At 43.9% G+C, this 15924-nt stretch carries 8 protein-coding genes; 6 read left to right on the forward strand and 2 right to left on the reverse strand.

Annotated elements, in window-relative coordinates; translation table 11 throughout:
• Nucleotides 1–268 precede the first annotated feature (268 nt).
• The 6 genes from MUCPA_RS08130 to MUCPA_RS08160 all read left to right on the forward strand — a co-directional run bounded on the left by MUCPA_RS08130 (nucleotide 269) and on the right by MUCPA_RS08160 (nucleotide 13039).
• On the forward strand, nucleotides 269–5380 hold the full coding sequence (locus MUCPA_RS08130; protein WP_008505678.1) for a translocation/assembly module TamB domain-containing protein: 5112 nt from the start codon (nucleotides 269–271) through the stop codon (nucleotides 5378–5380).
• A gap of 1 nt (nucleotide 5381) precedes the next feature.
• The gene (gene tamL, locus MUCPA_RS08135; protein ID WP_008505679.1) at nucleotides 5382–7685 is read left to right on the forward strand and encodes a translocation and assembly module lipoprotein TamL; all 2304 of its coding nucleotides are present in this window, start codon (nucleotides 5382–5384) and stop codon (nucleotides 7683–7685) included.
• Between the two features lie 213 nt (nucleotides 7686–7898).
• Nucleotides 7899–8837 (forward strand): malate dehydrogenase, encoded by a 939-nt coding sequence (mdh, locus tag MUCPA_RS08140; protein ID WP_008505680.1) that lies wholly within the window; start codon nucleotides 7899–7901, stop codon nucleotides 8835–8837.
• 507 nt (nucleotides 8838–9344) lie between these two features.
• Nucleotides 9345–9770 (forward strand): aspartyl protease family protein, encoded by a 426-nt coding sequence (locus tag MUCPA_RS08150; protein WP_008505681.1) that lies wholly within the window; start codon nucleotides 9345–9347, stop codon nucleotides 9768–9770.
• Nucleotides 9771–9882: 112 nt separating this feature from the next.
• A complete protein-coding gene (locus MUCPA_RS08155; protein WP_008505682.1) occupies nucleotides 9883–11670 on the forward strand; it encodes a DUF885 domain-containing protein in 1788 nt (595 codons plus the stop codon).
• Nucleotides 11671–11827: 157 nt separating this feature from the next.
• Nucleotides 11828–13039, forward strand: a complete 1212-nt coding sequence (locus MUCPA_RS08160; protein ID WP_008505683.1) for a cation:proton antiporter — start codon at nucleotides 11828–11830, stop codon at nucleotides 13037–13039.
• A gap of 130 nt (nucleotides 13040–13169) precedes the next feature.
• On the opposite strand, the gene MUCPA_RS37625 is transcribed toward MUCPA_RS08160, so the two are convergent.
• Both MUCPA_RS37625 and gyrB read right to left on the reverse strand, forming a co-directional pair.
• Nucleotides 13170–13310: a hypothetical protein gene (locus MUCPA_RS37625; protein WP_157543844.1), complete on the reverse strand. Its 141-nt coding sequence runs from the start codon at nucleotides 13308–13310 to the stop codon at nucleotides 13170–13172.
• A gap of 633 nt (nucleotides 13311–13943) precedes the next feature.
• Nucleotides 13944–15902, reverse strand: coding sequence for a DNA topoisomerase (ATP-hydrolyzing) subunit B (gyrB, locus tag MUCPA_RS08165; RefSeq protein ID WP_008505684.1), 1959 nt, complete (start codon nucleotides 15900–15902; stop codon nucleotides 13944–13946).
• Nucleotides 15903–15924 lie beyond the last annotated feature (22 nt).

The raw sequence follows: 15924 nt of genomic DNA on the forward strand, positions 1-15924 counted from the left end.
TAGCCGTTGTGTTAACTAATCAACAATTAATCTGCAATAGGCCCCCCAATATCCTGCAAACCGATATTTTAGCGACTAACAATTCAATTTAAGTGTAAAACATACATTAGCAACAAACAAGTTTGCCCTTAACGTTGTTGCAAAGCAAAGCTGCAATATGAGCTGTAAAGCGTAAATAGCAACAAATTCAGGGTTTAATGATACCTTTTGCACATTATTTGTTGTGATATTGAATCATAAGCATTAACTATAGAAAAACTCTACCAAATTGGAAAAATTAGGACGGATTGCCCTTAAAACACTATTGTGGGTGATAGGCATTGTTATTTTGCTGGTATTACTTGTATTGATTTTAATACAAGTTCCGGCAGTACAAAATTTCGCTAAGGACAAAGCCGTCACTTTTTTACAAAGCAAAATCAAAACCAAAGTTAAGATTGACCGGCTAAGCGTAGAGTTCCCCAAAATGCTGGTTTTAGAGGGTGTTTATTTTGCCGATCAGAAAGGCGATACGCTTTTGGCCGGCGACAAGCTTAAGGTTAACATTACCATGATGCAGTTGCTCCACAAAAAGGTGGAGATCAACGAAATAAATTTGCAGGGAATTACAGCCAACGTGGTGCGGACTCCCGACAGCGCCTTTAACTATACCTATATCATGAAGGCTTTTATGGGCGAGCAAAAAAACGAACCCAAGCCTACCGATACTACGTCGACATTAAAATTCTCGCTGGATAAGGTTATCCTGGATAAGATCAACATCAAATATAATGATGCCATCAGCGGTAACAACGTTAAATTTTTACTGGGCCATTTTGATACACGGGTTAAAAACTTTGACCTGGATAAGATGAAGTTCAACATTCCCAAGATTACTCTCGCCGGATTTGATGCCACCATCATCCAAACGCCCACCGGCCCAAGCGTTGTTGCTGCGCCAGATACAGCTGTTAAACCACTGAACCTGACTCTGGACCTGGGTGTGATTGATCTTTCCAAAATCAATGTAAATTACCAGGGCGGAGAAATGAAAACCAAGGTAAACCTGGGCAGATTGCTGGTTGAGATGGATAAAATAGATTTGAAGAACCAGAAAGTGGCGATCAAAAATATCCAACTTGAAAACACCAACGGACAGCTGTCGTTATTAAAACCACAAACTGTGCAGAAGGCCGTAGTAAAGGCCATTAAAAAAGCCGATACGCTGGTAGCATCTCCGCAAAGCGGTAAAGGGTGGTCGCTCGCCCTCAATAAAATCAGCCTCGTGAACGATAATGTTAAATTTGACAACGAGGCGCAAAAAGTTTTAGCCAAAGGGATTGATTTTGCGCACATGGATATCCGTAATCTGAACGGAGACGCACAGGACATTGCTTATAGCCCCACCCAAATATCGGGCAGGGTAAATACTTTCGCTTTTAGCGATAAGAGCGGCCTGAAAGTGGAAAAATTTCATACAACGTTTTTATACGGCGAAAAGCAATCATACTTAAACGACCTGTACCTGCAAACCCCCTACACCGTTTTACAAAATCAGGTACAAATAGGCTACCAGTCGTTAGCCGACATGACTGCTAAATTGGGCGAGTTACGCATTAATGCCAACTTAAACGGAAGTAAATTAGGCCTTCGGGATGTTCTAATATTGATGCCCACCATGGCCAGTATGGAGCCATTCAAAAGTTCGCCCAATGCCGTTTTTAAAGTAAACGGCAAAGTAAACGGACAGGTTAATAATTTGCGTATCCCCAACCTGGAGGTTACAGGTTTAAGCAATACGCACATCAAGGCATCGGCAACGCTAAAAGGCTTGCCCGATATGGCCAAGGCTTATTTTGACGTTAAAATTGACGACTTTAATACCAGCGCTACGGATATTAACAAGCTTGCCCCCGCAGGCAGCATACCATCAAGTATACGTATACCTGCGGTGATGAATTTGAAAGGCATCTTTAAAGGAGGCATAAAAAACTTCAATACCAACTTAAACCTGCACTCGAGCGATGGAAACGTGGCGGCTATTGCCAGCATGAGCAGCGGCAAGGCCAAAGGCTCCGAAGTTTATTCGGCCGATATTAAGGCTAATAATTTAAATGCAGGCAAACTGCTGAAGCAAGAAAAGAATGTAGGCTACTTAACTTTAACGGCTAAGGTTAAAGGCTCGGGCACAGATATGAAAACCGCCGTTGCCCAATTTAGCGGCGATGTGGTGAGCGCCGATGTAATGGGTTACAAATACCATAACCTGGTAATGAACGGAACCGCCAACCGGGGATTAATTAATGTTGCAGCGCGCATGAAGGATCCTAATATAAGCTTCGCGCTTAATGCCAAGGCCAACATGACCAAGAAATATCCGGCTGTCAATATGACGTTGAACCTGGATAGCATTAACTTACAAAAGCTGCATTTTGCCAAAGATGACCTGCGCTTACATGGCAAGCTGATTGCGAACCTACCAACTGCCGACCCGGATTACCTGAACGGAAACATTAAGCTAACCGATATGATGGTAGCCAACAAGGGCCAGGTAATTCGTATGGATTCGGTGATAGTACTGGCAACCGCCAATGCCGACAGCAGCACCTTGAGATTAAGAAGTGATATGCTTACCGCCCACCTGGCAGGTAAATACAAATTGACCGAAATGGCGCCCGCCTTGCAGGATGTGATTAATAAATATTTTAACACAGCACCGGCTAATGCCAAAACGGTTAAGGTAAAATATGCGGCACAGCAATATGTTTTTGATGCCCGTTTGGTTAAAACGCCGTTGTTTACTCAATTTGTGCCCGATTTAAAACAACTGGACCCTGTAGTATTTAAAGGAAGCTTTGACAGCCAATCGGGCAAACTTGTAGTGAACGGATCGGCCACGAAGGTTGTTTATGGCACCAATATCGTTAATAACCTGAAGCTGAATATCAATACGGATAACGCTTTGAATTATAGCGTTACTGCCGACCAGGTAAAAGCATCGCAGGTTAATTTATTATACCCATCGATCACCGGCAACGCACAGAACAATAAGTTGACCACCACAGTCCAGATCAGGGATGTGAACAAAAAAGAGCGATACCGCATAGCGGGTGTTTTAAGCACGATGGCTGGCGAATACCAGTTCAGCTTTTTACAAGACGGCCTGTTTTTGGACTATACACAGTGGACGGTTAGCGCCAATAACTCGCTGCAATTTGGCAGCAAGGGTATTATGGCTACCGATTTTGCCATCAGCAACGCCAACCAGGTATTAAGTGTAAATACATCGCCACCACAGTATAACGGGCCGTTAAACGTTGAATTTAAAAATTTTCGGATAGAAACCTTAACCAAACTGGCCGAGCAAGACGCCTTACTGGTAGGTGGTGTAATTAACGGCAGCGCCAATGTAACCAACCTGGATAAAGCGGTCACCTTTACATCAGACATCAATATATCCGATTTTAACTTTAAAGGAGATACGCTCGGCAATATTGCCGCTAAAGTTAACAACCAAACCGCCAACGCCTTTGCAGCCAATGTAAGCATCACGGGCAAGGGTAACCAGGTTAATTTGGATGGCTTTTACTATACCGACAAAAGCAGCTTTGATATGAACCTGGATATTGTAAATCTGAACCTGAAAAGTATTGAAGGCTTCTCTTTCGGAAACCTCAAACAGGCAAGCGGTTCCATTAACGGCAAGCTCAAAATTACAGGTACTGCTGATGCGCCTAACGTGAGGGGAGATGTGAATTTCAACAACGCGGCGGTTAACATTGCCATGATCAACTCGTACTATAAAATGCCTAACGAAAAGATCACCTTTAACAACGACAGCATTTTATTTAACAATTTCACACTGATCGACTCCGCAGGCAATAAGGCTGTAGTTGCAGGTACCATCTATACCAAAACCTATAAAGATTACAAGTTCGGGGTAGATATCTCGATGGATAACTTCAGGGTTTTCAATGCCACGCAGGCCGACAGCAAATTGTATTATGGCCAGGTTTTTCTGGATACGCGCTTAAAAATACGCGGCGATATGAATAAACCTATTGTAGATGGTAGCCTGAAGGTAAACGATAAAACCAAGCTAACTGTAGTATTGCCGCAAAGCGACCCTGGTATTGAGGATCGGAAAGGTGTGGTTGTTTTTGTAGATAAGAAGAAAACCAAGGCCGATTCGGTATTTAAAGGCAAACTTGATTCGCTGAAACGCTCCAGCATTACCGGCCTGGATGTTTCCATGAACCTCACCATTGATAAAGAGGCTGATTTTACCATTGTGGTGGATGCGGCCAATGGAGATATTGTACATATTAAAGGCGACGCTCAATTAAACCTGGGTATCGATCCAAGCGGAAAAACCAATTTAACAGGAACATTTACTGTGAACGAAGGTTCGTACGACTTATCATACCTCACCATCAACCGGAAGTTTTCGTTTAAAAGAGGAAGTACCATAACCTGGCAGGGAGACCCTACCAGTGCTGCGCTGGATATGACAGCTATTTATATTGCTAACGTTCCGCCGATTGACCTGGTTGATAACCAATTATCCGGCGAGACTGAACGTACCATGTACAAACAAAAGTTGCCTTTTAACGTGGAACTGACTTTAAGAAACGAACTTTTAAAGCCCGACATTACTTTCGGTATCACGCTGCCATCCAATACCAATTACAATGTGTCGTCGGATGTACTGTCAACCGTAAACAATAAACTTGATCAGCTCCGTCAGGATCCTAACGAATTGAATAAACAGGTATTTGCTGTTTTACTGCTCAACCACTTTATAGGCGAAAACCCTTTGCAAAGCCAGGGTGGCAGCACTACCGTAGAAGGCCAGGTACGGTCGAGCGTGAGTTCTTTGCTATCCGATCAATTAAACCAGTTAGCCGGTAACATGATAGCAGGCGTCGATCTCAATTTCAACCTGCAGTCTGGCGAGGATTACTCATCGGGTACAGCAACCAACCGTACCGATTTAAATGTAGGTTTATCCAAACGCTTTTTAAACGACAGGCTCACCGTAAACGTAGGCAATAACTTTAACCTGGAAGGGCAACAAGCTAATGAAAAGGCTACCAATATTGCCGGAGATATTTCTGTAAACTATAAATTGACCAAAGATGGCCGCTATATGGTGAGGGCCTACCGTAAAGACCAATATATTGTGATACAGGGCCAGGTAGTAGAAACCGGTGTTGGATTTGCCTTAACAGTAGATTTTAACCGCTTTAGCCAAATCTTCAGGACCAAAACCCGGCGCGAAAAAGAAATGATCAAAAATCAAAAGCAGCAGGAAAAGGAGCAGAAAGAAAAAGACAAGGAAAAAGAAAAAGCTGTAGAACAAACTGAAGATGATCAAAAAAAACAAAAAACTTCCAAATAAAATGATTAAGCACCTACCCTATCTATTTTTGTTGACTTTGATTATAGGCGGCTGTAGCAACATAAAATATTTGCCTAAAAACGAAAAGTTATACACTGGCGCTAAAGTTATTATTACCGATAAGGATACTAAAAAGAGCGAAGCCAAGGCCTTAACTACCGAGCTAACCGATTTAACAAGGCCAAAACCCAATGGCTCAATTTTAGGGCTGCGCGTTAAATTATACTTGTACAATATCAGCAAGGGCAAAAAGAATTTCATTTCGCGCTTTATTAACAAACTTGGCGAGCCGCCTGTATTGTTCAGTTCGGTAGATTTGGATCATAACGGTAAGGTGTTGACCAACCGCTTGCAAAACAAAGGTTATTTTCGTGCCCAGGTAACACCCGATAGCGCCATCAAAAACAAAACTGCTCAAGCGGTTTACAATACCCAAACCGGGCCCGTATTTAAAATACGCAAAGTGGTTTTCCCAAGGGATAGCGATAGTTTGGATACGGCGGTAACAGGTATATCTAAAAAATCATTCCTCAAGCCGGGCGATAATTATAACCTGGATGTGATTAAGAACGAAAGGATCAGGATTGACGCCCGTTTAAAGGAAGAAGGTTTTTACTTCTTCTCGCCTGATGATATCCTGCTGGAGGTGGACAGCACCAATGCAGGCAAAAACATGGTTGACCTGTATGAAATAGTTAAACCAGAAACACCTGATAAGGCATGGGATATTTATACCATGGATAAAACCTATATCTATCCACGCTATTCCCTTAGGGATACGGCGGCTAAGCTGGATTCGGCGGTCCACTACAACGATTATTACGTGATCGATCCCCGCAATACTATCCACCCTTATGTTTTTAAAGATGTGATAGCCCTGCATCCAGGCGAAGCTTATAACCGTACAGACCATAACCAGGCACTGAGCCGTTTTATAGATTTAGGCCCATACAAGTATGTTAAAAACCGGTTTGATATATCGCCGAAAGACACCTTAAAGCTTAATGCTTTTTACTACCTCACGCCTTATCCTAAAAAGTCGTTACGGTTTGAAACCCTGGTACGCACCACCTCAGCGAATTATAACGGTACACAGGTTAACTTAAGTTTCCGCAACCGGAATACCTTCAAGGGGGCAGAGCTTTTAACAGTATCATTATTAGGGAGTACAGACCTACAGTTTGGCGGTCAAAACAATGGTTATAACGTATACCAGGCAGGTATACAAACCAGCCTGACCTGGCCCCGGTTTATCACTCCTTTTAACGTGACTACCAATAACGGCTTTTTGCCCCATACCCGGCTCCAGTTAGAATATGATTTAACAAACCGGACCAAGTTATATACCTTAAACACCTTTAGCGCATCGTACGCTTATTTATGGAAACAAGACATTCATATCCAGCACGAGTTAACGGTTTTTGGATTTAGCTATACCAACGCGGCCAACGTAACAAAAATTTATACCGATAGTATATTACACACCCGAAACCCATCACTCAAACACGTAATTGATAACCAACTTACCTTTGGCCCAAGCTATAGCTATACTTACACTAACACAACCGAAAGTTACAAGCGAAACACTTACTATTATAATGGCAAAATCAGCTTATCTGGTAATATTTTAGGTTTGGTAACGGGTGCCGATACCCTTGCCGGAAAACCTAAAGCCATATTTGGCACCAATTATAGCCAATATGTTAAGCTGGAAAGCGAATTAAGGTATTATCATAAAATAAGCCCCAATATAACCTGGGCAAGCCGTATTATCGGCGGCGCAGGCTTAACTTATGGCAACTCTACCATTATGCCTTACAGCCAGCAGTTTTTTGTGGGTGGCGCTAATAGCTTACGCGGTTTCAGGGCACGTTCGGTGGGGCCGGGCAGCTATTATCCCGATGCAACCATCACCAACGGATCAGGGTTTATCCCGGATGAATCGGGTGACATCAAGATTGAAGCCAACACAGAATTTCGCCCTAAATTGTTCAGCATTGTATATGGCGCACTGTTTTTAGATGCCGGTAATGTTTGGCTGCTACACAGTAACAACACCCAGCAAGGCGGCCAGCCCGGCGGAGCTTTCAATAAAAACTTTTTAAATGATATGGCCGTAGATGCCGGTTTGGGTTTACGTTTTGACCTTAGTGTTTTAGTGCTCCGTACCGACCTCGGCTTCCCGCTCCGCAAACCATGGTTGCCCGACGGACAACGCTGGGTAATTAACAAAATCGACTTTGGTAATGGAGGCTGGCGCGGCGACAACCTGGTGTTTAACTTAGCTATCGGGTATCCGTTTTAGGGTTATTGGTTACTGGTTATTGGTTATTTGGAGAAAGCCGGGTACCTAATACCCTTAATGACTTAATAACCTAATAACTCAATAACCTAATAACTTAACAACCTAATAACTACCAACCAATAACCAACCCACAAACTTAATCTGCATATCCTTTTAAAATAAAATGCGTTTAACTATCTTCGAAAAGTAATATCAACCATAATTATAATCCAGATGAAGATAACCGTAATTGGCGCAGGCGCCGTAGGCGCTACGTGCGCTGATAATATTGCCCGCAGGGAGTTAGCCGAAGAACTAATTTTGTTAGATATCCGCGAAGGTTTTGCCGAAGGTAAGGCGATCGACATGATGCAGACGGCCTCCTACCTGGGTTTTGATACCAAGGTTACCGGTGTGACTAATGATTACGCGGCGACAGCTGACTCGGAAGTAGTGGTGATTACATCGGGCTTGCCACGTAAACCCGGCATGACCCGCGAAGAACTCATCGGAACCAACGCCGGTATTGTAAAGAGCGTAACCGAAAACGTTTTAAAATATTCGCCCAATACCATCATCATCGTAGTATCCAACCCGATGGATACCATGAACTATTTAACCCTTAAAACTTCTGGCTTACCCAAAAACAAGATACTGGGGATGGGCGGTGCTTTGGATTCTGCCCGTTTTAAATATTACCTGAGCCAGCAACTGGGCTGCTCGCCCGCCGACCTGAACGCGGTTGTAATTGGTGGCCACGGCGATACCACCATGATCCCCCTGATAGCCCACGCTACCTGGAACAGCATCCCGGTTACTCAATTACTCAGCAAAGAGCAGCAGGATAAAATTGTTGCGGATACCATGGTGGGCGGCGCAACCTTAACCAAACTGATTGGCACATCAGCATGGTACGCGCCGGGTGCCGGAACCGCTGCTATGGTTGAAGCTATTGTACGCGATGAGAAAAAACTGATCTCGTGCGGTGTTGCCTTAGATGGCGAATACGGCCAAAAAGATATTTCGCTTGTGGTGCCCGTGGTATTAGGAAAATCAGGATGGGAAAAGATAGTCGATTTTAAACTGAGTGAAACCGAACAAGCCGAGTTTAACAAAAGTGCCGACGCGGTAAGGAATATGAATCAGATTTTAAAGGATTCGAATTTTATATAGTTGTATTCACGGTGCAAATTGTTAGTAATTAGCATCCTTCTCCCGTCGTCATTGCGAGGAGGTACGACGAAGCAATCTCTATGCTATACAGAGCGAACCTGCAGAGCCGCTCTGCCTAAGTAGAGATTGCTTCGTCCCTCGCAATGACGCTTGGAGAGGTGTGATGGGTTATCAATAATCAGCTTCTTACCCCATCGTCATTGCGAGGAGGTACGACGAAGCAATCTCTATGCTATACAGGGCTAACTTGCAAAACCGCTCTGCCTATGTAGAGATTGCTTCGTCCCTCGCAATGACGCTTGGAGAGGTGTGATGATTTATCAATAATCAGCTTCCCCATCGTCATTGCGAGGAGGTACGACGAAGCAATCTCTAAGCTTTACAGGACAGACTTTCAAAGCCGCTCTGCCTACGTAGAGATTGCTTCGTACCTCGCAATGACGCTCGGAGAGAGCGCCAGCATAGCGATACAAAATTCTGATCATAAGCATTTCCGCTGTACACACCATGACAACCATCCCATTAAAAATTATTGAACTGCAAGGCGATGGCTACCATCCATTAGTAGAGGTTTTTATTTTTGGCAAAACCCACCTCCTGGTTCTGGATACCGGGGCATCAAAAACCGCATTCGACAGAGAGCTATTGCAGGAAGCCAACGAAGAAGCCGAATTTTTAGAGTCGGACAAATTATCAACCGGGCTGGGTACCAACAGCATGGCATCCTTTACCGCAACTATCCATGACATGCAGATCGGCACCCTCCGAATCCCGGCATTCGAAGTGGCTGTGCTCGATCTGTCGACCATCAACCATGCTTATGGACAGCTTAACCAGCCTCAGGTTCTTGGCGTATTGGGTGGCGATATTTTAATGCAGTATAAAGCTGTGATCGATTACGGCAACGAGACATTGACCCTAATATCCTATTAACTTTTTCACTCGGCCTATTCCAAACCATCGGTTTGTGCTCTTAATTTAGAAAGTAACTACTTCTTTAAAAATTAGTACTTATATTAGTTTCAGCTAATAACTTGACCATTCTATGCGCAAAATACTCTTACTCTTATGCCTCGCCGGCACTTTTACAGCTTGCAAGCAACCCAAGTCCGGCGGCTCAACAACAACTGGCATTGCCAACAAAGATATAGCCAAAGTATTCGATGATTATTACGAAGACCGGCTGAAGCTGTACCCCATGGAAGCCACCTCCATAGGCGATAACCGCTACAACGATCTGTTGCCTAACGATGGTTCGGCTGCCTTTATCAAGCAATCGCATGATTTTTATGCAGGTTACCTGGATAAAATCAAAGCTTTTAAACGTGATGAACTCAACGACGAAGACAAACTATCCTACGATATCTTTATTTATGAAATGAACATTGCATTGGATGGCTATAAATATCATTTTGAGTATATGCCCTTTAACCAAATGTTCTCGTTACCCCTTACCATCGGGCAATATGGTTCGGGCACAAGCGCGCAGCCGTTTAAAACCGTAAAAGATTATGACGACTGGCTGAAAAGGTTATCGGCCTTTCAATTATGGGCTGATACCGCTAAGGCCAATTTCAGCAAAGGCATCAAGGCTGGCGACGTAATGCCCAAAGCGCTGATTGTAAAAATGATTCCGCAGATGGAGAGTATGGTAGTAAGCGATCCTGCAAAAAGCTTGTTCTACACTCCGGTTACCAACTTTCCCAAGAGTTTTACAGATGCCGATAAGAAGCGATTAACCGATGACTATAAAAAAGCTATCCTGACCGTAGTAGTACCAACTTATAAGGGATTGGCCGACTATCTTAAAAACCAATACCTTCCGCATACACGTTCAACATCCGGCTACTCGGCTATACCTGACGGACCCGGCATGTACAAATACCTGGTGAAACAACAAACTACTACCGATAAAACCCCGGAAGAAATTTATCAGTTAGGCTTAAAAGAAGTTGCCCGCATTCGCGGAGAGATGGACAGTATCAAAAACAAGGTTGGCTTTAAAGGCGATTTGAAATCGTTTTTTGAATACATGAAAACCGACCCGAAGTTTACGCCATACAAAACCCCGAAGCAAGTGCTTGATGCTTTCGAAAACATCCACCAAAGGATGAAACCCAACCTTGAAAAAATGTTTAGCCATGTACCCAAAACCCCTTTCGAGATCAGGCAGACAGAAGCTTTCCGCGCCGCATCGGCAAGTGCCGAATACAACCAGGGCAGTGCCGACGGTACCCGCCCAGGTATATTTTACGTGCCGATATTGGATGCTACCAAATTTAACATTACATCGGGCATGGAATCGCTCTTTTTACACGAAGCTATACCAGGTCACCATTACCAGATCTCGTTAACACAGGAAAATACTTCCCTACCCAAATTCCGCCGCTTTGGAGGCGATAACGCTTATGTGGAAGGGTGGGCGCTGTACTGCGAGTCTTTAGGTAAAGAACTTGGCCTTTTTGCCGATCCGTACCAGCATATGGGTGCCTTAGGCGATGAAATTCACCGAGCCATACGCCTGGTAGTTGATGTGGCTATCCATACCAAAGGCATGACGCGCGAACAAGCCATCAAATACATGACCGATAACGAACAGATAAGCGAGGAAGGTGCCACTGCCGAAATTGAGCGCTATATGGCCATACCGGCACAGGCCCTGGGCTACAAAATAGGTGCGCTGAAAATTCGTGAACTACGCACCCGCGCCGCCAACCAATTAGGAAGCAAATTTAACGTGGCCGAGTTCCATAACCAGATCTTGAAAGATGGTTCAATGCCGCTGAGCGTATTGGAAACAAAAATTGATGCCTGGATAGCAACGCAAAAATAGTTTTTATTAAGGTAAGAATGTTCTATAGTCTTATTACCTGCATGCTCCTGTCCGGCCTAACCACCATAACAGGGGCATGCTTTATACCCGCCGACACAGTTGATGGAAAAATTGTTTTGAGTTTAAACAGGTAAGCCGTAACACCGATTTTTTTTAAATGAATAACACCGCCTGGAGTATCATCAGTCATCAATTTCAATTGCCTGTAACCAACCCGGTATTAATCTTCGCCCTCATACTTTTCATTATTCTGCTGGCGCCTATCCTGATGGGTAAAATCAGATTGCCGGGTATTGTCGGCTTTATCATGGCAGGGATAGCGATAGGTCCGCATGGGTTTAATGTACTCCAAAAAAATTCGGCAATTGAATTGTTTTCTACTATAGGCCTGCTGTACATTATGTTTATAGCAGGTATTGAACTTGACCCCGACGAATTTAGAAACCGCAGGCATAAAAGCTTCATATTTGGCTTATTAACCTTTGCTATACCCATACTTATCGGCTTGCCCGTTTGCTATTACTTGCTGGGTTATCCGTTTATTACAGCCATTTTGGTTTCCATTATGTTTGCTACGCATACGCTGGTGGCCTATCCTATTGTAAATAAGTACGGGGTATCAAAAAACGAGGCTGTTGCCATCGCCGTAGGCGGAACCATTTTAACCGATACCGCTGTACTGATTATTTTAGCCATTATTATAGCCGCTAATAACGGCGGGCTCACCACCCAATTTTGGCTGCACTTAATTATATCGTTAAGCCTTTTTTTAGCGGTTATGTTCCTGGTGGTACCCATTCTGGCCAAATGGTTTTTCGCCAGGCTCGAAAGCGAGAAAACATCGCATTATGTTTTTGTATTGTCGGTGGTGTTTTTTTCGGCCTTTCTTTCACAGTTAGCCGGGGTTGAACCTATTATAGGAGCCTTTATGGCCGGGTTGGCCCTCAACCGCCTGATTCCCCATACCTCCATCCTGATGAACCGGATAGAATTTGTAGGCAACGCTATATTTATCCCTTTCTTTTTAATCAGCGTAGGGATGCTGGTTGACCTTCGGGTGCTTTTCCGTGGGCCCGAGGCCATTACCGTGGCTTGTTGTTTAAGTACCGTAGCCCTGGCAGGCAAATGGCTTGCCGCGCTCATTACCCAGCAAACATTTAAGTATTCGGCCACACAGCGCGGTTTATTATTTGGATTAAGTAGCTCGCATGCCGCCGCTACACTGGCCATTATCCTGGTGGGTTACAAAACCAAAATCATCGACGATAACATTCTCAACGGAACGATTATCCTGATACTGATTACCTGTGTTGTAGCTTCCTTTGCTACCGAACGCGCCAGCAGGAAAATCGCCAATAAAGAGATATAGCCTGATATACTCCTGTAAGTCAAGAGTACTTAGTCAGGAGTACTTAGTCAGGAGTCTTGAGTCAAAACTCCTTATTAATTATCGAGTACTTTGACTTTACGATAACCAGCATTTTATTGTTGACACAACACTACGCTGTATAAGCCGATAAACTTACCAAAGCGGTATTTGTTGAAGCCGGGTTAGTTACCGTACTTTTTCTACGAGACTCCAGGATAGCTACACATGCCATCAGAAATACAACAGCTACAATTAATATCTTTAGTTTCACACGCTTTAATTTTAATCAGTTAGCCTACAAATAATCACCACAATCATCTTATTAACCGGGCTTAATTCTAATTATTCCCCGGGAGATATCTAATGTTACAAAATTATTTTTCCAGATGAAATTGAAATGAAGTGCAAAAGTTGGAAGAATAAATAAATCCATCGTCATGATGGAGTCAACTATGCTGTAGGATGCTTATGTGGCTATACGCTCTGTTTGTCGCGTGATGACACACAACCCTTCGCCCCCTCTCCAACGCTATTACGTTAAAAATTTTGTTGCTTATCAAATGATGATCTACTCACATCTATCTGCGCTTTATCGCTCGCATAGTACACACCCCTCCGCCCCTCTCAAGAGGGGAATCGCACTGGGCCGCCGCTTTTTTATACATCTCATTGATAATGAGTACATTTTTACCAACTCCCCTCTTGAGAGGGGCGGGCTCGGCGGTGCGGCTGCGGGGGTGTGTTTCGCCGTGAGTAAGGATACTTTGCTGTTATAAAAACGATGCTTTGTTTGTGGCTCGAATCTGCCCCTCAAAAGGATCATCGTACAGGCGACGGCTTTCAACTAAAATAAAAAACCCCGCAGCTTAGGCGGGGTTTTGATTATATCAGAAACAGAGATTACTTAAATATCTATCCTTGCGTATTTGGCATTTTTCTCAATAAACTCACGTCGTGGTGCTACCTCATCACCCATTAACATGGAGAAGGTATGGTCGCACTCGGCGGCGTTATCAATGGTGGCGCGGCGCAGGGTACGTGTTTCGGGATTCATGGTTGTATCCCATAACTGGATGGCGTTCATCTCACCCAAACCTTTATAACGTTGGGTATGTACGCTTTCTTCCTTACCACCACCCTTTAAGCGTTGGATAGCTGCCTCCCGCTGATCTTCGGTCCAGCAGTATTCCTGCTCCTTGCCTTTTTTAACCAGGTATAAAGGTGGCGACGCGATATATACATAACCGTATTCCACCAATTCTTTCATATAACGGAAAAAGAAAGTGAGGATCAGCGTGGTAATGTGCGAGCCATCCACGTCGGCATCCGTCATGATCACAATTTTGTGGTAGCGTAGTTTATCCAGGTTCAAGGCTTTGTTATCTTCGGCTGTGCCTATACTAACTCCAAGCGCTGTAAACATGTTCTTGATCTCTTCGTTCTCGTAGATCTTGTGTTCCATGGCTTTCTCCACGTTCAGAATTTTACCCCTTAACGGTAATATAGCCTGATAATCGCGGTTACGGCCCATTTTGGCGGTACCACCCGCCGAGTCGCCCTCAACCAGGTAAAGCTCACAAACCGCCGGGTCGCTATTGGCACAATCGGCCAGTTTACCCGGTAAGCCCGAGCCACCCATTACGTTTTTACGCTGAACCATTTCGCGGGCCTTACGGGCCGCGGCACGGGCCTGGGCGGCAATCAATACTTTACCAACTATTAATTTGGCTTCTTTAGGATTTTCTTCTAAAAAGTTCCCCAATATTTCGCCAACAGCCTGGTCTACCGCACCAATTACTTCGTTGTTACCTAATTTACTCTTGGTTTGACCCTCAAACTGCGGCTCTTGTACTTTAACCGAAATAATGGCCGTTAACCCTTCACGAAAATCGTCGCCGGTAATTTCAATCTTGTTGTTTTTCAGCAAGCCTTCCTTATCAGCATAAGCCTTTAAAGTACGGGTTAAACCACGGCGGAAACCGGAAACGTGCGTTCCGCCCTCTATGGTATTGATATTGTTAACGTAGCTGTGTACGTTTTCGCTATAGGTATCATTATACTGAAAAGCCAGTTCAACCGGTACACCATTTTTTATACCGTCCAAATAAATTGGCTCGGGTATAATGGATACCCTTGTACCATCCAGGTATTTTACAAACTCACGTAAGCCACCTTCCGAATAAAACTCATCACAAACAAAAGTACCATCCTCTTTAACCTCGCGCTCATCTGTTAATGATAAGCGGATACCTTTATTTAAAAAGGCAAGCTCGCGTAAGCGGCTGGCCAAAGTTTCGAACTTATATTCGGTAGTGAGTGTAAATATTTCCGGATCGGGCTGAAAGGTTTGCGTAGTACCGGTATGGTCAGACACGCCAATCTCTTTAACTTCAAAGATGGGCTTACCCTTTTCGTACTCCTGCGTAAATATTTTACCTTCACGGTAAACAAGCGTTTTCATGTGGGTTGATAGCGCGTTAACGCAACTCACACCTACACCGTGCAGACCGCCGGATACCTTATAAGTATCCTTATCAAATTTTCCACCGGCGTGCAACACCGTCATTACAATTTCGAGTGCCGATTTTTGCTCTTTGGTATTGATCCCGGTAGGTATACCCCGACCGTTATCTATAACGGTAATGGAATTTCCTTTGTGAATAAAAACTTTAATATCATCGCAATGCCCGGCGAGCGCCTCATCGATAGAGTTATCAACAACCTCATAAACCAGGTGATGCAGACCTTTTACACCTGTATCACCAATATACATGGACGGCCGTTTACGTACCGCCTCTAAACCTTCTAAAACCTGTATGTTATCCGCTGAATAATTAGATTTATCTTCTTTTTCTTCGCTCATAGTTTTTGTTAAATCAACAACC

This window comes from Mucilaginibacter paludis DSM 18603 (genome assembly GCF_000166195.2).
In the GTDB taxonomy this organism is placed as follows: domain Bacteria; phylum Bacteroidota; class Bacteroidia; order Sphingobacteriales; family Sphingobacteriaceae; genus Mucilaginibacter; species Mucilaginibacter paludis.

Coding starts and splice junctions, on each gene's coding strand:
- tamL (WP_008505679.1), top strand. CDS start 5,382: ATGATTAAGCACCTACCCTATCTATTTTTGTTGACTTTGATTATAGGC.
- mdh (WP_008505680.1), top strand. CDS start 7,899: ATGAAGATAACCGTAATTGGCGCAGGCGCCGTAGGCGCTACGTGCGCT.
- MUCPA_RS08150 (WP_008505681.1), top strand. CDS start 9,345: ATGACAACCATCCCATTAAAAATTATTGAACTGCAAGGCGATGGCTAC.
- MUCPA_RS08155 (WP_008505682.1), top strand. CDS start 9,883: ATGCGCAAAATACTCTTACTCTTATGCCTCGCCGGCACTTTTACAGCT.
- MUCPA_RS08160 (WP_008505683.1), top strand. CDS start 11,828: ATGAATAACACCGCCTGGAGTATCATCAGTCATCAATTTCAATTGCCT.
- gyrB (WP_008505684.1), bottom strand. CDS start 15,902: ATGAGCGAAGAAAAAGAAGATAAATCTAATTATTCAGCGGATAACATA.